This window comes from Marinobacter shunpengi (assembly GCF_045449715.1).
Taxonomy (GTDB): Bacteria; Pseudomonadota; Gammaproteobacteria; order Pseudomonadales; family Oleiphilaceae; genus Marinobacter.
In genome coordinates this window covers 1-18903 of the sequence record NZ_JBJJLA010000003.1, presented here as the reverse complement: position 1 = coordinate 18903, position 18903 = coordinate 1, and the positions used below count along the sequence as shown (strand labels likewise).

The window sequence follows — 18903 nt, the reverse complement described above, 5'->3', positions numbered from 1 at the left end:
AACGGAACACGGGCCCTAGGCGCTGGCCAGTGGCCCCTGTTCCGCCAGGATATCGCAACAGAGCACCCGCAATTCACCCCGGAATCGGAAACCCAGTGACAGGGTCACGCACATGTAGACCCCGGTAATGGAGAGGTAGGGACTGGTCACCTGCATACGGTTGGGCTGGGCCAGGGCCTGCTTGAGGTAATGCTGCCGGTACCAGTCGGCGCTGCTGGTGTTCTCCAGCGGCCGGTACCGGGGGTCGAGCTGGATGGCGCCGGTGGCGGATACCTGGGTGTCGTCGATCTGCACCCCCCGCTGGTCGATCAGGTAACACCGGGACACCGTGTGGTGGGCCATGATCTCGGCGCAGGCTTCCCTCAGGTGGTTGTCGTCCTGCAGTCGCTGGATCGCCCGCTGGAAGTGACTGGTGAAGAACTCCGCCAGTTGCTGGGTGGGGTCCAGCCGGATGCGGTTGCGGTTCTTGTAGTCCGACAGCAGGGTCTCGAAGTCCGGCGCGTCCCGCTGGATGCAGCCGAGTTCCACCCTGGGGTGGCAGAAATAATACCCCTGCACAAAGTCCACACCGGCATCAATGGCGATCATGGCCTGGTCATGGGTTTCCACCCCTTCCAGCAATACCAGGCAGCTCGACTGGTGCAGCAGGGTGACAATGCCGTTGAGGATCTGGCGGGCCTTGGGGTCTTTGCCGGCCCGCAGGGTGAGGGTCCGGTCCAGCTTGACGATGTCCGGGGACAGGTTCCAGATCCGTTCGAAATTGGAATGGCCGGCACCGAAGTCGTCGATGGCGGTCAGGCATCCCAGGTCCTTGTAGTAGTTCACGGTTTCCCGCAGGCGTTCGGAGTCGTCCGTGGGCTGCTCGACAATTTCCACCACGATGCGGTGGGGCGGTAGCCCGGTCTGGCGTAGCAGCTCACCGAAGAAGGAATCGCAGCGGTAGCCGGAGGCCACCACCTGGGGGGACACGTTCAGGAACAGCCAGTTCACCTCGTCCTGGAAGCCGGCGTAGTTGCGTATATGCAGCAGCCGGCACAGGCGGTCCAGCAGTACGTTCTCCTGTTCCGAGTCCGGCAGTGCAAAAAGCTGGTAAGGGGGTACACTGGCATTATCGGGATCGAATGCGCGAATCAGGGCTTCGTAGCCAATAATGCGTTTGTGGGAGATTGAAAAGATGGGTTGAAGCGCAGTCTTCAGGGTCAGGCCGTGGAACAGGCCCGTCCACTGATCATCCTGCCGGTGGAGCAGGGGATCAAGTAGTTCCAGGTCGGCGCCCGTAAGGTGGTCTGACAGATAGGTCATGGATCCGCAATTCTGACTGCTGACAAGAACCCGGAAGACTGCCTCGCAAACCATTAAGTTGCGGTCATAAACGGGTGTATGAACCGGAGCATGCCAGAACTTTTTAGGCGGTGCCAGTCGCTTATGTCAAACTTTGTTACCTGGTGACCTGAGTGATGTCATTAAACGGTGATCTGGTATCTCCGGCTACATATGGTGTGAGGCAGGTAATATCTTGGTCCTGACTCAGTTATTACTGGGTACGACAACGGATTCGTCGAATTCGAGTTCCATGGTTCTGCTCCCTGGGGTTACGGCGGTCAGCCTGAAAAGTTATAGAGCAATTATATGGATCTGATGGTTTTCCTGAATCCGTAATACCCGTATTCGACCAATGGCTCAGGGTAGGTCCGGGAGCGATAGGTCATCATCAGAAAAACTGAACAGGGTGAGCAGAATATTGCGGTTGGCCTGGTACCCATAACGGCTTACTCTCACGGCACAGACGCTGGTGACAGTCAGGGAGCGCGGTGCACATGCAGTTGAGGAATTCCAGGGGGCGCTATGGCGCGGTGAGTGCCGGTCTGCACTGGCTGGTGGCATTGGCGGTGTTTGGCCTGTTCGGGCTTGGCTACTACATGGTCGACCTGAGCTACTATGATCAGTGGTACCGGCTGGTGCCCCATATCCACCGGAGCATCGGCATACTGCTGTTGATAGCGGTGGTGCTGCGGCTGCTCTGGCGAGTCGTTGAGCTGGCGCCGTCACCACTGTCCACCCATTCCCGTTTCGAGGTACGGTCAGCCCATGCTGCTCACTGGCTGCTGTATCTGCTGATGCTGACCGCCATGGTCAGCGGGTACCTGATTTCCACGGCAGACGGCTCGGCCATCCAGGTGTTCGACTGGTTCGAGGTGCCGTCGGTGACCGGGCGGATCCGGGGCATGGAGGACGTTGCCGGAGACGTGCATTACTGGGTGACCTGGGCCCTGGTGGTCCTGGCTGCCCTCCACGGCCTGGCGGCCATCAAGCACCACCTCATTGACCGTGACGATACGCTTCGCCGCATGCTTCCCGTGCGGCTGAAACACCGGTGATTCCCACCCATCCGAAGATGTGATCATCAAGCAAGGAGACAGACCACATGAAGAAGACGATCATTGCCTCAGCGGTATCCCTGGCCATGGCTGGCGCGGTTCAGGCAGACCAGCACGGCGGCACCTATGCGTTCGATACCGAGGGCTCGCACCAGTTCATCACCTTCGAGATCTCCCATTTGGGCTACAGCACGCTTTTCGGGCGTTTCAACGACTTCGATGGCCAGTTTGTGTTCGATGAGGAAAATCCAGAGAACAGCAGTGTTGAAGTCACCATTGATACCTCCAGTGTCGATACCAACCACGCCGAGCGCGACAAGCACCTGCGCAGCGAAGACTTCCTGTACGTGGATGAGTATCCCGAGGCAATCTTCAAGAGCACCCGTGTTGAGCTGGATGACGATGGCGACGAAGCCGATGTGGTTGGTGAGCTGACCCTGCGCGGTGTCACCCGTGAAGTGACCCTTGATGTCGAGATGCAGGGGCACGGTGAGGACCCCTGGGGCGGCTACCGCATGGGCTTTGATGCGGAAACCGAGATCAGGTTGGCGGACTTTGGCATTCCCACCAATCTGGGCAAGGCCTCGGAGACTGTGAAGCTGGAAATTTCCGTGGAAGGTATTCGCCAGTAACCGGCGGCGGAAGGAAGAACGAAAGCGGGGCCCCTATTTGTTGGCGGCCCCGTTTTCGTTACAACGACAGAGTCTGAGCTGGCGAAAGAACTGGGCCACGAAAATCACCAGGGCTACCAGCAGGCCAGCTATCAGGAACGGCCTTGTCATCGCCAGGCTGCCACTGAGCGAGAACTCCACCAGGAGCATCAGCGCCAGGGCGAGTGCACCGTTGATCAGTGCGGTGAAAACCGCCTGACGGCACGCCTTGAGAGTCAGTTTCATAATGTTCGCTCTGATTGGAAACCCGGAAATCCTTGAGGACTGTCTTTGGTTCCTTGAACGGGAAGCAGAATACGGTGCGCGGGTTTGTGGAAACATGCGGGAATTCCGCTATTGGAAAAATCCTCCGGGGATTTCTTCCGCGGCATTGGTCTATTGCGCCCTCCCTCCATATAATGTCCCAGCCTTACAGCAGTCTTGAATTCCCCCGGGCAGGGGATTCGTGTGAATACATTCCTGGAGCAAGGGGCATCCATGCCAGAGTTTGAAACGACCGACGAGGGCTTTGAGCGGGTTTCATTGCGGGACTACACCGAGAAGGCCTACCTGGATTATTCCATGTACGTCATTCTCGACCGGGCCCTGCCCAATGTGGGAGACGGGCTAAAGCCGGTCCAGCGGCGTATTATCTACGCCATGTCCGAGCTGGGGCTGAAGTCCACCAGCAAGTACAAGAAGTCCGCCCGCACCGTTGGCGACGTGCTCGGCAAGTTCCATCCCCATGGTGACAGTGCCTGTTACGAGGCCATGGTGCTCATGGCCCAGCCCTTCTCTTACCGCTACCCGCTGGTGGACGGCCAGGGTAACTGGGGGTCACCGGATGATCCCAAGTCTTTCGCCGCCATGCGGTATACCGAGTCGCGGTTGTCGAAATTCTCTGAGGTCCTGCTCAGCGAGCTGGGGCAGGGCACCGTTGACTGGGTGCCGAACTTCGACGGCACCATGGACGAGCCTTCCACCCTGCCGGCGCGACTGCCCCACGTGCTGCTCAATGGTACTACCGGTATCGCCGTGGGCATGGCGACGGACATTCCGCCCCACAACGTGCGTGAGGTCACCGCCGCCTGCATCCGGCTGCTGGACAAACCGGATACCGACGTTGACGAACTCTGCGAACACATCAAGGGACCGGATTTTCCCACCGGCGCCGAGGTCATCACGCCCCGCCGGGACCTGCGGCAGATGTACCACACCGGTCGCGGCAGCCTGCGCATGCGGGCCCGCTGGATTCGTGAGAACGGCGAGGTGGTAATCACCGACCTGCCGCACCAGGTGTCCGGCAACCGGGTACTGGAGCAGATTGCCCATCAGATGCAGACCCGCAAGCTGCCCATGGTGGCGGACCTGCGGGACGAGTCGGACCACGAGAACCCCACTCGCCTGGTGATCGTGCCCCGTTCCTCCCGGGTGGATGTGGATGGCCTGATGGCCCACCTGTTCGCCAGTACCGACCTGGAGAAGACCTACCGGGTCAACCTCAATGTCATCGGCAACGATGGTCGCCCGGCGGTGAAGAACCTGCATACCATGCTCACCGAATGGCTGGCTTACCGCCGGACCACCGTTACCCGTCGGCTCCAGTACCGCCTGGACAAGGTACTGGCGCGCCTGCATATCCTCGAAGGCCTGTTGATTGCTTATCTCAACATTGACGAGGTGATCAACATCATCCGTTACGAGGACGAGCCCAAGGCGGAGCTGATCAAGCGGTTCGGACTGTCCGCCGAGCAGGCGGAAGCCATCCTTGAGCTGAAACTGCGCCACCTGGCCAAGCTGGAGGAAATGAAGATCCGCGGCGAGCAGGACGAGCTGTCCGCCGAACGGGACGAGCTCCAGTCCATCCTGGGGTCGGAGGACCGGCTGCGGGAGCTGATCAAGCAGGAACTGCAGGCGGACGCCGAAACTTACGGCGACGACCGGTGTTCCCCCATTGTGGAACGGGAGGAGGCCCGGGCCTTCTCCGAGGCCGATCTGGTCTCCAACGACCCGGTCACCGTGGTGCTGTCCGAGAAAGGCTGGGTACGGGCCGCGAAGGGGCACGACATCGACCCTGCCGGGCTAAACTACAAGGCCGGTGACAAATTCGCCCTGGCCTCGAAAGGCCGCAACAACCAGAATGCGGTGTTCCTGGATTCCACCGGTCGGGCCTATTCCCTGATGGCCCACAGCCTGCCGTCGGCTCGGGGGCAGGGGGAGCCGCTCACCGGCCGCATCAACCCGCCCTCCGGAGCCACCTTCGCGGGCCTGATGGTGACCAACCCGGACGAGAAATACCTGCTGGCCACCGATGCCGGCTATGGTTTTGTGGGCACCGCGTCCGACCTGATCAGCAAGAACCGTAACGGTAAATCCGTGGTGACGATTCCCAAGGGGGCCAGGCTGCTGCCGCCGGTCACCATTCCCCGCCGGGAGCAGACCCTGTACCTGGCGGCGGTCTCCAACGAGGGTCGCATGCTGGTGTTCCCGCTGGAGCAGTTGCCGGAACTGGCCCGGGGCAAGGGCAACAAGATCATCAGCATTCCCTCGGCCCGGGTGCAGAACCGGGAGGAGTTCGTGGTGGCCCTGTCGGTCTTCGGCGAGGCGGATCAGCTTGAGATTCGCGCCGGCAAGCGCAAGCTTGGGCTACGCTTTGGGGACCTGGAACACTACCTGGGCGAACGTGGCCGCCGTGGTCACAAGCTGCCCCGGGGGCTGCAACGGGTCGACGGTATCGAGGTGATTGCCGCCGCGGGTACGGAAGAACCAGCCGCCGGAGACAACGACAGTGAGTGAACTGGTCCTGATTAACGTGTCCGGTCGGGACAAGCCCGGCCTGACCTCCGAAATCACCGGTATTATGGGCCGTTACGATGTCCGTATCCTCGATATCGGGCAGGCGGTGATCCACGACTACCTGACCTGGGGCATCCTGGCTGAAATTCCGGACGAGTCCCAGGCGTCGCCGGTGATTCGGGAGTTGCTGTTCCGCCTGCATGCCCTGGACCTGCAGGTGCGGTTCGCGCCCATCACCGAGGCCGAATACCAGCAGTGGGCGGAGGGCCGCAACCGGGCCTGCTATATGGTCACCCTGCTGTCCCGGGACATCACCGCGGAGCAGATTGCCCGGGTGTCCGAGATCACCGCCCGTCACGGCCTGAACATCGATAATATCACCCGACTGTCGGCCCGGCCGTCCCTGAGCCGTACGGACAACCGCATTGCCTGTGTCGAGTTCTCGGTGCGGGGTACGCCGGCAAACCTGGAGGCCCTGCGTACGGACTTCCTCAGGATCGCTGGTGACATGAACGTGGATATCGCCTTCCAGGAGGATTCTATCTTCCGTCGCAACCGACGACTGGTGGTGTTCGACATGGATTCCACCCTGATTGAGGCGGAAGTCATCGACGAACTGGCCCTGGAGGCCGGTGTCGGTGAGCAGGTGGCTGAGATTACCGAAAGGGCCATGCGCGGCGAGCTGGATTTCAGCGAGAGCTTCGCCGAGCGGCTGGCCCTGCTGAAGGGTCTGGACGAAGGGGTACTGGAGCGGATTGCCGGTCGCCTCTCCCTGACGGAGGGGGCGGAGTACCTGATCCGGACACTGCGTTCACTGGGGTATCGGACCGCGATCCTTTCGGGGGGCTTTAACTACTTTGCGCGCCATCTGCAGGAAAAGCTGGGTATTGACTACATCTATGCCAACGAGCTGGAAATTGTCGATGGCAAGGTGACCGGGCGCGTGGTCGGGCCCATCGTGGATGGCGACCGTAAGGCGCAGCTGCTGCTTGAGATTGCCGAGCGGGAGAAGATCTCCCGGGAGCAGGTGATTGCCGTGGGGGACGGTGCCAATGACCTGCCCATGCTCAGCCAGGCCGGCCTGGGCGTTGCCTTCCGGGCCAAGCCCCTGGTGAAGGAGTCCGCCCGGCACGCTATTTCCACCCTGGGCCTGGATGCCATCCTGTACCTGCTGGGGTACCGGGAGTCCGAGGCCCGCCTGGCCTCTCCGGACTGAGGCTTGGAGCCCCTGCCCGCAGAGACGGGCAGGGCACCCTTATGAGCGGTTATTGGTCGCCGAAGTCGTAGTTCATTTCCGGAACCGGGGCCTGCAGGTAGTAGCCCTGGATATAGTTGACCCCCGCCTGCCACAGGGTGGCCAGCACCGAGGCATTTTCCACCAGCGGGATAATGGTCAGCTTGCCGTTTTTCTGGAGTGACTGGACCATCTCCTTGACCTGTGCCTTGGCTTCGTCGTTCTTCTGGATTTCCTCGGTGAAGGAACCGTCGATCTTCACGTAGTCCACGTCCACGTGCTTGAGGTTGTTGAACGGGTTCAGGGCGCAGCCGAACTGGGAGATGGCCACCTTGCAGTGCAGCTCATGCAGCGATTTGGCAAACTCCCTGGCCTGCTTCAGGTAGCTGTTGGCATCGCCCTCGCGCATCTGGAAGATCAGTGAATCCCCGGGCAGCCTGGCCGCCTTCAGGGCCACGCTGAGCCACTGGCTGAAGGTCTTGTCCTGCAGGGTTTCCGCAGTCACGTTCAGGAACAGGCGGGTATCGTGCCCGCGACTGCGGTGCTGGGAAAGCTGCTTGATGGTCTGCAGCACCACCCAGCGGTCGATGCGGATCGCCATGTCCGACGGCCCGGCGGGGGGCAGGAAATCGTAGGGGGACACTTCCTTGTCATCCTTGTCGAGCATACGCACCAGTGCCTCGTAATGCTCCTCACCTTCACCGCGCAGGTTGATGATGGGCTGGAACAGCAGGCGGAATCGGTTTTCCTCCAGGGCCTTGGCAATGGCGTCCATGGAGTTGGCATCGTCCAGTTTCTCGTAATCCGCCGGGTTGTAGGTGACCACGCCGTTGCCGTTCTCGTGGCCCGGCTGGCTCCTGACGGCGCTATGGGCGGTATGGGCGCGGCCCAGCAGATCCGCCGCCTTGGGCGCGTTCTCGGTAATGGCGGCAACACCGATGGAGACGGTCACCTGGGCGGTGCGCCCCTGGATATCGAACAGGTGGTCATCCACGGTCTTGCGGATGGTTTCGCCCAGGTCGGCCATGGCCTGTTCTTCCAGCGGCAGCGCCAGGATACAGAAGGCCTCGTCACTGATCCGGGCCAGGGTCATGCTGTCGTTGGTCTGCCCCTCCAGCAGGGCGGCAAAGTCCCGCAGCAGCAGGTCGGTGCCGGCGATACCCAGATCGTTCTTGAGGGTGACAAAGCCGTCGATGCCGATGTAGGCCAGGGCGCCGGTCTCGTTCTTCTCGCCGGCGGTGGCAATGGCGCTGGTGAGCCGCTCCGTCAGGTACTGGCGGTTGTTCAGGCCGGTCAGCAGGTCCTGGTTGCTGATCTCGCGGATCTTCTCCTGCAGCTCGGCATCGTTATGCTCGGGCTGGACCACCACCTGGATACAGGCTTCGCCGTCGTAGGTGGCGGCGGACACCGTCATGGTGATGTTGATGTCCCGCTCGTCGCTGCGCCTGGCGACACAGTTGAGCTTCATGCCGTCCTCGTGGGTTTCGGAGAAACTCTTCATGAACTTGCGCAGGTCGTCCTGGCTCTGTGGGGCCAGGGTATCCAGCAGCGGGATACACATGAGTTCGTCCAGGTCGTCGTAACCCAGGAATTCCATATACGCCTGGTTGGCGTAGATGTGCATGCCATCGTTGACGTAGGCAATGGCATCCTTGGAGCTTTCCAGTAATAGCTGGCAGCGTTGCTCGGATTCCCGCAGGTGGGACTCAAGCACACGCCGCCGGCGGCGCTCCTCCAGGTTGGTCAGCTCGCGGTTGATGACGAGCATCAGCCGCTCCACATCTTTCGCCGGCGCGGTATCCTGGGCTCCGGCTTTCATGATGCCCAGGGACCGTTCGCTGTCGTCACTCTCTGTAAGCAGGACGAAGGGGATATCCTTGTCCAGGCGGCGGATCATTGCCAGGGCGTCGTCCGGAATGAAATCCGCCTGGCAATCCCTGGCCAGGAAAAGGTCCCACTGACCGGTCCGGATGGCCTCGTCCAGGTCTTCCTCGGAGGTTACCCGGTGAGCGCGGGTGGCACGGCCGGAATTCCTCAGCAGGCTGACCAGGGATTCCGCGTCGTTCTGGGACGGATCCATGATCAGGAGATGGACGGTGCTCTTTTGCTTCTGCATGCGCTGGCGGTCTCGCTGTCTGTCGGGTGCCAACCTGGGCACGGTGTTCTTCAACGGGCCATCCATTGCCAGGGGGTGGTGCGTTCCATTTTGCACCCATTATCACGGTGTGCGGGCGGGCACATCTGTGAACCGGTAACCGTAAATGATGCAGAGGAAAAAGGCCAATAACAAGCCTGTGCGACCTGTAGCGGGAGCTGGCGCGCAGTTTTTGTGGGCTTGTTTTTCTATGTGAATCTTTTGGCTACAGGTTTGGCCACAGTGAGTCGAATTCGTCTTCACTGGTGCCGAAGGGGTTCTTCCTGCCGCCAGGCTCCGGGCCCGCGTCATCCGGCCGGCTGTACAGGCGCAGCTCGAACTGGCTGATACTGCCGGTAGCGGCGATCCTGTGGCCAAGGGTGCCCTGATCCTGAATGCCCTCATGGAGCAGGCTGATCCGGCTTCCGGTCTGGAACGGCAGGTTCGGTGTGACCAGGCTCCTGGGTTGGTGGGCGCCGGGAATCTCGGGTAACAGCAGGCCCCTGAGAAATTCGCTGCTGTTGCCGGTCTTCTGGATCAGTTGCACGCCGCAGGGGGTGGCATTGGGGCCGATCACTTCGATGCCCACGCGGGTGCCTTCGCCACGGCTTTGCCGCAGCCAGCGCACGATGGCCACGCTCCAGGGGTGGTGGCGATGCTCCCGCACCCCCAGGATTTCACCGGCCTGAAGGTTGGCGGGGATGTTGGCGCTCCAGACAACGCAGTACCCGCCCGGGCTGGTGTTCACTATCCGTGTCAGGTAGGACCGTGGCAGGTTCCGGTTGGCGCTGTCGGTCGCCGGTGCGTTGACGGACTGATAGTTGATGGGCGTATCCGCCGAGGGCAATACCCGTTCGTCGGAAATGCCCGCATCGAAGGCCTCGGACCAGGCGTCCCGGCGTGAGGGCTTCATGAAGCGGTTGTCCCCTCCGGTCGCGGAGGCCGCCGAGTTACCGATCACGAACTCGTTGAACGGCGTTTCGCCGGCGATGAAATAGTGCACGGGTGTCAGTCCCGCGCAGATCTCCAGTTGGCCGTCGGAACTGAGCCGGTTGAAGTTACGCTGGGTCAACAGCGCCAGGGCCTGGCCAAGATGGGACAGCAGGGTATCGCTGACGCCGGCAATCAGGGGCAGATCGGTGCCCGTGTCGGTCTTTTTCCCGGTCTTGCTCCTGGCGTCACCGGCGTCATGTTGGTGAGCACTGATGCGGTTGGCCAGCGCGGCCGTATCGAAACCCCACCAGGTCTTGCCGGCAGCCGCCGGGGCCAGGGAGTGGTAGCACGGAGGCGCGTCACTTTCCATGTTGACCAGGAATACCGCAGACTCCGTGAGATCCGGTGCGCACCGCACCTCTGGCGCCCAGAGTTCGAACAGCTCCGATGCCTGTTCCATCTCGTTCTGGCGCAACTGGTTGGTCCGGGCGCTTCCCAGCAGCAGGGTCTGGACATAGGCGTCGGTAATCGTGGATTCCTGGCGCCGCGGAAGTTGATCGTCATTGATGGTAAGCGCCTGGAGGTCGTGCTCGCAGGCAAAGCGGAACAGCCGGTGACTTTCCCGCCAGCTACCGGCCGGGTTGGCGGTGTAGAGCTGCTGGGAGCGCAGGATAGTGGCCCCCAGTTCGGTGATAGCCCGATGGCAGGCCTGGGCCAGGGGCTTTCGCTGGCGCTCGATATTGCCGCTGTCCAGCAGTTCCATGATGGTGAGCTTGTAACCCGAGGCCAGGTGGAGCTGAAGCGCCTGGGACAGGTTGGCAATCTTGCGCTGTTTCTCTGGCAGGGCGATGGCCATCCCCAGGTAATGGCGGGAGAGTTCCGCACAGACAAAGCGCAGTCGGGGGCGAATCAGTTCCAGCAGCTGGAGCCGTTGTGCCGGCGAGCAGAAAAGCTGGTTGAGCTCGATAATGCCATGGTAGAGCTGCCGCGACAGTTCGCCCAGGTTGGCCATGGGAAGGTGGTCCACCCAATAGCGGAAGGCCTTGGGGCTGGCATCACAAAACGACAGGCTCGCAATCCTGGGTTCGGGAACGGTGAGTTCGGGTTTCTGCATTCTCTTAACCAGTGTTACCTCTCGCGCAGACGGCGGATGCGTGCCTGTGCGGGCAGGTGAGTTGACCGGGCCCGCGTCGTCCTGGGGGGATTCTTCCAGAATTACAAATTGTTATAGGGTACTCCGAGACTATCCTTAAAATAGCAAATACACTACAGAAAGCCAGCCCGGTAGCGGCGGCAAAAGGCTTGCACCTTCCAAAAAGCATGATCTTTGCAAGATTTTACAGTCTGCGGCCCGAAAGTGGCGAATAAACCTGTTGTTCGGGTTTTCCGGCGCTACTCCCCACCTTCCTCCATACCAACGTCCAGCAGGGTCTTGCCGGGCCGGTCCGGGACTTCCCGCACCAGTCTCGGCACCAGGTAGCCCGGCAGCCTGGCCTGGAGCTGGCGGACCAGTTCCCGGGCCCGCTGGTCGTTGACGTCGAAATGATGCGCTCCCGCCACCGGGTCAAAGCCGTGCAGGTAATAGGGCAGTATGCCAGCGTCAAAAAGCCTTTCGCTGAGTGCCTGCAGGGTATCCGGGTCGTCGTTCACACCCTTGAGGATCACGCTCTGGTTCAGGAGTGTGGCACCTGCCTGCCTGAGTCTTGCCATGGCGCGACAGACCTGGTCATCGATCTCCCGGGGATGATTGACATGGACCACCATCACCACGCTCAGGCGGGTCGAGCCGATCCATTCCAGCAGCGCGTCGTCGACTCTCTGGGGGATGACCACGGGCAGGCGGCTGTGGATGCGCAGGCGAGTCAGCGAGGGTACCGTCGAGAGTGCCGAGGCCCATTGCGACAGCAGGTGGTCGTTCACGGCCAGGGGGTCGCCGCCGCTGAAGATCACCTCGTTGATTTCCGGGCTTGCCCGGAGGGTATCGATAACCGTTTCCCGCTGGCGAGGTGTCAGCCGGTGGTCCTCGTAGGGAAAGTGGCGGCGGAAGCAGTAGCGACAATTGATGGCGCACTGGCCGGTCACCATCAGCAGGGCGCGGCTGCGATACTTGCGGATAAGTCCCGGCGCGGCGGTGGCGTCGGCTTCCTGCAGTGGGTCGGTGACAAAGCCGGGGCGCTCCTCGCCCTCATCGGCCAGTGGCAGTACCTGGCGTAACAGGGGGTCGGCTGGATCACCGTACCGGATGCGTGCCAGCCAGGGCTCCGGAACCCTCACCGGAAACGCGGCATGGCCGATACGCGAGCCTTCCCCCAGCAGGGACGAATCCAGGCCGAGGCGTTGCAGCAGGGTGCTGGGGTCGGTGATGGACCGGGCCAGCAGGCTCTGCCAGGAGGCACCTTCGATATCGGGATCACGGGCTTCTATACGGGCGGTGGTTCGCTGTATCATAGCGGACTTTCACATTCCAACAGCGTCTTTTCAGGTGAGTGTTTCATGGCATCATATTCTACCAACGAATTCCGCGGCGGTCTTAAGGTTTTGCTTGATGGTGACCCCTGCATCATTCTCGAGAATGAATTCGTCAAGCCCGGCAAGGGGCAGGCCTTCAATCGCGTCAAGCTCCGTAACCTGATGACCAACCGCCAGTGGGAGCGTACCTTCAAGTCTGGTGAAACGCTGGAAGCCGCTGACGTCATCGACCAGGACATGGAGTACCTGTACACGGACGGTGAGTTCTGGCACTTCATGAAGACCGACGGTTCGTTCGAACAGTTCCCGGCGGACGCCAAGGCCGTGGGTGATACCGTCAAATGGCTGAAAGAGCAGGACGTCTACACGGTCACCCTGTACAACGGTGCGCCGCTGACGGTGACCCCCCCGAACTTCGTTGAGCTTGAGGTAGTGGAGACCGACCCCGGCATGAAGGGTGATACCGCCCAGGGTGGCTCCAAGCCAGCTACGCTGTCTACCGGTGCGGTGGTGAACGTACCGCTGTTTATTGCCATTGGTGAAGTGCTGAAGGTGGATACCCGTACCGGGGAATACGTCAGCCGCGTGAAGACCTGATCGGGAGCCGGTAATGGCATCCGGTCGGGAAACCTCACCGGCAGGCCCAGTCTGGCAGCCCTCTGCCGGCCGCAGGGTACTGGAAAGCCGCGCACAACAGCTAAGCTGGGTGCGCGGCTTTTTTGCGGACAGGAGGGTACTGGAAGTGGAAACGCCGGTATTGGGCCAGTGCGGTGTTACTGATGTGAACATCGACAGTGTGCCGGCCTCTCCCATGCCGGTTGCCGCCCGGTCGACCGGGACAGGGTGGCTGCAGACCTCGCCGGAATACCACATGAAACGTCTGTTGGCGGCGGGTAGTGGCAGTATCTACCAGGTCAGTCATGTGTTCCGGGACGGAGAGCGGGGGCGGCGCCACAACCCCGAGTTCTCGCTGCTGGAGTGGTACCGTCCCGGCTTTGATGATGAGGCGCTGATGTCGGAAGTGGCGGCTCTGGTGTGTGGCTGGCTGGAGCTGCCGGAGCCGGACCGGTGCTGTTACCGCCACCTGCTGCTTGATCACGCCGGCATTGATCCGTTCGAGGCCAGCCTGGCCGATCTGCGGGACGCCTGCCGTCCGCTGGTGGGGGACGACACCCTGCTGACGGATCTGGACCGGGACGGCTGCCTGGACCTGTTGATGAGCTTCCGGGTTGAACCGGCACTGGGCTTTGACCGCCCGGTCTTCGTTACCCGCTACCCGGCCAGCCAAGCGGCCCTGGCACGAATTTCCGTTGAGGACGGGCATCCGGTGGCCCATCGTTTCGAGCTGTATGTGCGGGGCGTCGAGCTGTGCAATGGCTACTGGGAACTGACGGACCCCGAGGAGCAGCGTCGCCGCTTCCGGCAGGACAATGCCCGTCGCCGCAGTCTCGGGAAGCCGGAAATGCCCGAGGATGACGCCTTCCTGGCGGCGCTGGAAGCCGGCCTTCCGGACTGCGCCGGCGTGGCCCTGGGACTGGACCGGCTGCTGATGCTGAAGTGTGGCGCCAGCGATATCAGCGAGGTGCTGGCGTTTCCCGCGGAGCGTGCGTGACCTCACCGAAGGCTTCGCCCATCCGGACCACCGACCGGGCCTTGAGTTCCTTCTGCCAGTGGCTGGCGTCCTTCGGGAACAGCAGGATAACCGTGGAGCCCAGGCGGAAGCGGCCCATTTCCTCGCCCCGGTCATAGCGGATGGCATTGGACAGGTGACGGTAGTCGGATGTGCTCACCTCGCGTCGACCGTTGGTGGGGGCGACAACCCCCGCCCAGCGGGTTTCCACGCTACCGACGATCATGGCCCCCACCATGACCATGGCCATGGGGCCGGCCTCGGTGTTGAAGGTGGCCACCACCCGCTCGTTGCGGGCGAACAGCCGGGGCACGGCGGCGGCGGTCACCGGGTTGACCGAGAACAGGCGGCCGGGAACGTAGACCATCTCCCGGAGTTGCCCCGCCAGTGGCATATGGATGCGGTGGTAGTCCTTGGGGGCCAGGTAGATAGTGGCAAACTGCCCGTCCACGAAGGGGCGCGCCCGTTCCTCATCTCCGCCGAGCAGCTCGGTCAGGTTGAACGACTGGCCCTTGGCCTGGAATACCCGGTCACGCTCAATCTGCCCGAGCTGGCTGACGGTACCGTCCACGGGGCTGGCGATAGTGCGTTCGTTCCCGGCCATGGGGCGAACGCCTGGCTTGAGCTCACGGGTGAAGAACGCATTGAAGGAGGGGTAACGGGTCGGGTCCTCCTCGGCGGCTTCGCTCATGTTTACGCCGTAGCGGCCGATAAACCAGCGTATAACCGCGTTTTTCAGTACGGCGGGCGGGCTGCTGTCGGCCAGTTTCCCTGCGATCCGGGAGATCAGGATCTGGGGCAGGACGTATTGTACTAGGACGAAAAGCCGGTCGAGCATAGGTTGGAGTCTCTGGTCACGGGGCGCGGAAGTTTAGCAAACCCGTACGGGCCGGTAGAAATGGTTTATGCTTTTCGTGGTTACAAAAAGTCATTGCTATCATGGCAGAAGACCGCATAACCTGCCGGTCAAGTCGGGCGTCGGCGTCCGGCACGGTGAGATGCCGTCTCTGCCTACAAACAAATACAGGTGAAGTAGCGTTTCATGGGTCTGATACTCGGTTCGGTCATTGTCCTGGCCTGTGTGCTCACAGGTTATGTCCTTCACGGTGGCAACCTGATGGTGCTCTGGCAACCCACCGAAGTCCTGATTATCGGCGGGGCCGCCGTAGGTTCGTTCATCATTGCCAATCCCTTCCATACCATCAAGCAGGTCTTCGCCGGCAGTCTGCGCCTGATCACGGGGACGCCGTTCAACAAGGCGTTCTATATGGATCTGCTGAGCCTGATGTACGACATTTTCGACAAGTCCCGCAAACAGGGGGTGATGTCCATCGAGGAAGACGTCGACAACCCCGAGCAGAGCCAGATCTTCTCCCGCTACCCCGCGGTCATGAAGTCAAAGCACCTGACGGCGTTCATCACCGACTACCTGCGCATCATCAGTGCGGGCAACATGGCTCCCCATGAACTGGAGGGGTTGATGGACCAGGAACTGGATACCCGTCAGCATGAGCTGGAAGAACCGGCCCATGCCCTGAACAAGATCGCCGACGCCCTGCCGGGGCTGGGTATCGTGGCAGCGGTTCTGGGTATTGTGATCACCATGAATTTCATGACCGAGGGGCCGGAGAAGATCGGTCTCAGTGTGGCGGCGGCCCTGGTGGGTACCTTTCTGGGCATTTTCCTGGGCTACGGTTTTGTCGGGCCCACCTCCATCGCCCTGGAGCATCATGCCAAGTACGAGCTCAAGGCCTATGAATGCGCCAAGGCGGCCATTCTCGCGACCGTGTCGGGCCAGGCCCCGCAGATGGCAATCGAATTTGGCCGCAAGGCATTGCCCAGCGACAAGCGACCGGATTTCCAGGAACTCAACGATCACGTGCGTTCCAAGTAGCTGGCAATCAGGGCGCTCTGAACAGGTGGCGTAGTGGACAATCAGCCGATCATTGTAAAACGGGTCAAGAAGGTTGCAGCAGGCCACCATGGTGGGTCCTGGAAGGTGGCCTTTGCCGATTTCGCCACCGCCATGATGGCCTTCTTCCTCGTACTGTGGTTGACCACGCAGACTTCACCGGAACAGAAACGGGCCCTGGAAGGGTACTTCAAGGACCCGGTAGGCTACACCGAAGGCGGCAGCCGCAATCCGGTGGACCTGGGGGGCAGTGCGTCGGTCGTGGAAGCCAGTGACGCGGACCAGGCGGGCAATGAGGTGCCGGTGGATGATGAACGCATCGAGACCATGGCCCAGCAACTGGAACAGCGACAGATGGAGGAGTTGTTCCAGGACCTCCGTGAAAGCATCGAGAACAGCGAAACCCTGAATGAATTCAAGGACCAGTTGCTGATCGATATTACCGACGAGGGGTTGCGGATCCAGATCGTCGACCGTTCCCAGCGGCCTATGTTTGACAGTGGCAGCGCCCAGCTCAAGTACTATTCCCAGGACATCCTCTTCGAACTGGCCAAACCCCTGGGTTCGGTCACCAACAAGCTTTCCATTACCGGCCACACTGACGCCACCCCCTTCAGCGGACGCCCGGGTTACACCAACTGGGAGCTGTCGGCGGACAGGGCCAATACCGCCCGCCGTGCACTGGTGACCGGTGGTGTGCGCCCGGAGCAGATTGGCCGTGTGGTGGGGCTCAGCGACTCGGTGTTGTTTGACCAGGATGATCCCACCGCACCTGTGAATCGGCGGATTTCGATTATCGTGCTGAACAAGAAGGCGGCCGGCGAAATCCAGGGGCGGGCCAGCCGTTCCGGTGAGCCGTTGATCGATCTGACCCAGCCCACCGAGGAAGAGCAGGAAGCGGCCAGGGAGCAGCTTGAAAGCGGTGACTGGGAGCAGGAAGAGGAACCGGTACAGCCCGGTGAGCTGGACTGGTAAGCGGCTATAGTTTTAGCCCCCGGGCCTGCTGTTCGGCCATATCCTGCAGTATCCGCCGAAAGCTCTGTAGCCGCTGGGGTGAGATGCGTCCCTCCGTTGCCGCTTTCTCCAGGGCGCAGCCCGGCTCTCTCTGATGGCGACAGTCCCGGAACCGGCACAGGCCGGTAATTTCACGAATTTCCCGGAAACCGTATTCGATCTCCGCCGGAGTCATGTGCCAGAGACCGAACTCGCGGATGCCGGGGGAGTCGATCAGATCGCCACCGCGGTCCAGGTGGAACAGTCGTGCCGTAGTGGTGGTGTGGATGCCCTTGCCGGTGCTGTCCGACACGGCGCCGACTTTCAGCTCATGCTCTGGCACCAGGGTCTGGATCAGTGAGGACTTGCCAACCCCGGACTGGCCCACGAAGACGCTGGTGCGTCCCCGGACCAGTGAGGTGATGGTGTCATCGTGCCGGTCCGGATGGTGTGCCGAGGCGGTGACGACCTGGTAGCCGAGGTTCCGGTAGCGGTCGAGCATGGGGTCCAGCCGGTGCCGGTTGTCGTCGTTGAGCAGGTCGGACTTGTTCAGCAGGATAACGGCCGGGATATCGGTATTCTCGGCGGCCACCAGGTAGCGGTCGATCAGGTTGTCGTGGGGTTCCGGCAGCGGTGCGATCACCAGCACGATGTGGTCGATGTTGGCGGCTACCGGTTTGAGCTGACCAAAGTTGTCCGGGCGTTGCAGCAGGGTGTGCCGGTCCTGGCGGGCGACGATGACGCCGGTGTTGTCGTCCCCCCGGCACCAGACCACCCGGTCGCCGGTCACCAGGCTGTCGATGTTGGCGCGCACGAAGCAGCGGAACAGTTCCCCCCGGTGGTCGCCATCCAGGGCTTCCACGTCAAGCTGCTGGCCGTAGTGGGCAATGATCAGGCCGGACTGTTCGGAACCCAGTTCGCCGGCTTCCCGCTGGTCGTTAATGGTCTGCTCGCGTTTGCCGGCCCGGCGGGCCCGTTCTTCCTGGATCTTGCGGATGCGGTGTTGCTGCTGCTTGCTGAGGCGGCGCCTGGCCATGGGTATCCTGATTGTTCTGGAAGTTGGGATGGTCCATCATACCTGACCCAAGGAGTCTCTGAACAACTTCCGGATCGCCTCCGGGACGTTGAGGGGCTCTCCAAAGTAATACTGTGGCGGAGGACACCATGGCTGAGGCAGACAATAATCGTCTGGTCTGGATTGATCTGGAGATGACGGGTCTGGATCCGGAGAAGGAGCGGATCATTGAGATCGCGACCATTGTGACGGATTCGGACCTGAAGGTGATCGCCGAGGGCCCGGTTCTGGCGGTCCATCAGTCCGACGAGGTGCTCGATGCCATGGATGAGTGGTGTACCACCACCCACGGCAACAGTGGTCTGACCAAGCGGGTGAAAGAGAGTCCGATTACCGAGTCCGCGGCGGAGGAGCAGACGCTGAATTTCCTCGCCCAGTACCTGGAGCCGGGTAAGTCGCCGTTGTGTGGCAACAGTATCGGCCAGGATCGGCGGTTCCTGGTGAAGTATATGCCGCGCCTGGAGGGGTTCTTCCACTACAGGAACCTGGATGTGAGTACCATCAAGGAGCTGGCCCGGCGCTGGCGGCCGGATGTGCTGACGGGCGTTCGCAAGAAGGGTACGCATCTGGCCCTGGATGATATCCGCGATTCCATTGCGGAGTTGCAGCATTATCGGGAGACGTTTTTTAAGCTCTGAGTTGGGGGGCTTTGGTGTAGGGCGGGTGCTTGGGAGGCTAGTCCCGGTCGCTTTCTTCACC

General features: G+C 61.5%; 16 protein-coding genes. 9 read left to right on the top strand and 7 right to left on the bottom strand.

Annotated elements, in window-relative coordinates; all coding sequences use genetic code 11:
• Nucleotides 1-15: 15 nt before the first annotated feature.
• On the bottom strand, nt 16-1302 hold the full coding sequence (locus ACJO3T_RS00445; RefSeq protein ID WP_406964090.1) for an EAL domain-containing protein: 1287 nt from the start codon (nt 1300-1302) through the stop codon (nt 16-18).
• Nucleotides 1303-1817: 515 nt separating this feature from the next.
• On the opposite strand from ACJO3T_RS00445, the gene ACJO3T_RS00440 reads away from it, so the two are divergent.
• Nucleotides 1818-2378 (top strand): cytochrome b, encoded by a 561-nt coding sequence (locus ACJO3T_RS00440; RefSeq protein ID WP_406964091.1) that lies wholly within the window; start codon nt 1818-1820, stop codon nt 2376-2378.
• Nucleotides 2379-2425: 47 nt separating this feature from the next.
• Complete coding sequence (locus tag ACJO3T_RS00435) at nt 2426-3010, top strand: YceI family protein (protein ID WP_406964092.1); 585 nt, start codon at nt 2426-2428, stop codon at nt 3008-3010.
• 33 nt (nt 3011-3043) lie between these two features.
• Here the strand turns inward: ACJO3T_RS00435 and ACJO3T_RS00430 are convergent, their stop codons facing one another.
• Nucleotides 3044-3274: a hypothetical protein gene (locus ACJO3T_RS00430; protein ID WP_406964093.1), complete on the bottom strand. Its 231-nt coding sequence runs from the start codon at nt 3272-3274 to the stop codon at nt 3044-3046.
• Between the two features lie 252 nt (nt 3275-3526).
• On the opposite strand from ACJO3T_RS00430, the gene parC reads away from it, so the two are divergent.
• Together parC and serB are read left to right on the top strand one after the other, a co-directional pair.
• Nucleotides 3527-5824, top strand: a complete 2298-nt coding sequence (gene parC, locus ACJO3T_RS00425; protein WP_406964094.1) for a DNA topoisomerase IV subunit A — start codon at nt 3527-3529, stop codon at nt 5822-5824.
• Nucleotides 5817-7040, top strand: coding sequence for a phosphoserine phosphatase SerB (gene serB / locus ACJO3T_RS00420; RefSeq protein ID WP_406964095.1), 1224 nt, complete (start codon nt 5817-5819; stop codon nt 7038-7040). Before parC ends, serB begins: the two co-directional genes overlap by 8 nt.
• A 49-nt stretch (nt 7041-7089) precedes the next feature.
• On the opposite strand, the gene ACJO3T_RS00415 is transcribed toward serB, so the two are convergent.
• The 3 genes from ACJO3T_RS00415 to epmB all read right to left on the bottom strand — a co-directional run bounded on the left by ACJO3T_RS00415 (nt 7090) and on the right by epmB (nt 12573).
• Nucleotides 7090-9174 carry an EAL domain-containing response regulator gene (locus ACJO3T_RS00415; RefSeq protein WP_406977505.1) on the bottom strand — a complete coding sequence of 695 codons (2085 nt, stop codon included), beginning with the start codon at nt 9172-9174 and terminating at the stop codon, nt 7090-7092.
• A gap of 244 nt (nt 9175-9418) precedes the next feature.
• Nucleotides 9419-11239, bottom strand: coding sequence for a cyclic-di-GMP receptor FimW-related protein (locus ACJO3T_RS00410; RefSeq protein WP_406977504.1), 1821 nt, complete (start codon nt 11237-11239; stop codon nt 9419-9421).
• Nucleotides 11240-11517: 278 nt separating this feature from the next.
• Nucleotides 11518-12573, bottom strand: a complete 1056-nt coding sequence (gene epmB / locus ACJO3T_RS00405; protein ID WP_406977503.1) for an EF-P beta-lysylation protein EpmB — start codon at nt 12571-12573, stop codon at nt 11518-11520.
• Nucleotides 12574-12618: 45 nt separating this feature from the next.
• On the opposite strand from epmB, the gene efp reads away from it, so the two are divergent.
• Together efp and epmA are read left to right on the top strand one after the other, a co-directional pair.
• On the top strand, nt 12619-13191 hold the full coding sequence (gene efp, locus ACJO3T_RS00400) for an elongation factor P (protein WP_406964099.1): 573 nt from the start codon (nt 12619-12621) through the stop codon (nt 13189-13191).
• Nucleotides 13192-13204: 13 nt separating this feature from the next.
• A complete protein-coding gene (epmA, locus tag ACJO3T_RS00395; protein ID WP_406964100.1) occupies nt 13205-14206 on the top strand; it encodes an EF-P lysine aminoacylase EpmA in 1002 nt (333 codons plus the stop codon).
• Here the strand turns inward: epmA and asd are convergent.
• On the bottom strand, nt 14169-15062 hold the full coding sequence (gene asd, locus ACJO3T_RS00390; protein ID WP_406977502.1) for an archaetidylserine decarboxylase: 894 nt from the start codon (nt 15060-15062) through the stop codon (nt 14169-14171). The two genes, epmA and asd, sit on opposite strands and share 38 nt — an antisense overlap.
• Nucleotides 15063-15266: 204 nt before the next feature.
• On the opposite strand from asd, the gene motA reads away from it, so the two are divergent.
• A complete protein-coding gene (motA, locus tag ACJO3T_RS00385; RefSeq protein WP_406964102.1) occupies nt 15267-16118 on the top strand; it encodes a flagellar motor stator protein MotA in 852 nt (283 codons plus the stop codon).
• Nucleotides 16119-16151: 33 nt separating this feature from the next.
• On the top strand, nt 16152-17111 hold the full coding sequence (gene motB, locus ACJO3T_RS00380; protein WP_406964103.1) for a flagellar motor protein MotB: 960 nt from the start codon (nt 16152-16154) through the stop codon (nt 17109-17111).
• A 4-nt stretch (nt 17112-17115) separates the two neighbouring features.
• On the opposite strand, the gene rsgA is transcribed toward motB, so the two are convergent.
• A complete protein-coding gene (gene rsgA, locus ACJO3T_RS00375) occupies nt 17116-18165 on the bottom strand; it encodes a small ribosomal subunit biogenesis GTPase RsgA (RefSeq protein ID WP_406977501.1) in 1050 nt (349 codons plus the stop codon).
• Between the two features lie 128 nt (nt 18166-18293).
• Here rsgA and orn point away from each other — a divergent pair, with 128 nt between their 5' ends.
• Nucleotides 18294-18842, top strand: coding sequence for an oligoribonuclease (orn, locus tag ACJO3T_RS00370; protein WP_406964105.1), 549 nt, complete (start codon nt 18294-18296; stop codon nt 18840-18842).
• Nucleotides 18843-18903: the final 61 nt, after the last annotated feature.